We start from the raw sequence: 465 nt of genomic DNA, 5'->3' as shown, positions 1-465 counted from the left end.
ATCTACGCCGGGGTCGCCGCGCTGCTGCTGAACCTGGCCGTCGCGGTGGCCGTCACGCCCGTCCTCGCCCGCCTCGGCGTCCCGCGCGGCCCGGACGCCACCGACCTGCCGTCCCGCCCGCACGCCGGGCGACGTCCCCCGACGGGAGCGAACAACGCGTGAGACCCCGACACCGTCCTCCGGTCACCCTGCGCCCGGCCCCGGCGGCACCGCCGCCCGAGCCGCCGGGCCCGCCCGCCCCTCTCGCCGCCCCGGTCGCCGGCCCCGCAGACCTGGAGCGGGAAGCCGGTGTGGCCCGCCTCTTCGAGCTGCACTACTCCTCGATGCTGCGGCTCGCCGTGCTGCTCGGCGCGGACGACCCGGAGAACGTGGTCGCCGAGGCGTACTACCAGATCTACCGCCGGTGGCGGCGGCTGAAGGACGTGGCCGCGGCGGAGGCCTATCTGCGCTCCACGGTCTGCAACC

At 77.0% G+C, this 465-nt stretch carries 2 pseudogenes; both read left to right on the top strand.

The features are described from left to right. A pseudogene (locus LPA54_RS37920) lies at positions 1 to 162 on the top strand (sodium:solute symporter); the annotation flags it as partial. Continuing rightward, positions 159 to 465: pseudogene (locus tag LPA54_RS37915) on the top strand (SigE family RNA polymerase sigma factor); the annotation flags it as partial. The pseudogenes LPA54_RS37920 and LPA54_RS37915, both read left to right, overlap by 4 nt.

The sequence above is a fragment of the Streptomyces sp. DH12 genome (assembly GCF_020873895.1).
Classification (GTDB): Bacteria; Actinomycetota; Actinomycetes; order Streptomycetales; family Streptomycetaceae; genus Streptomyces.
Note: the sequence above shows the minus strand (reverse complement) of the source record. Positions and strands in the feature narration are given on the sequence as shown.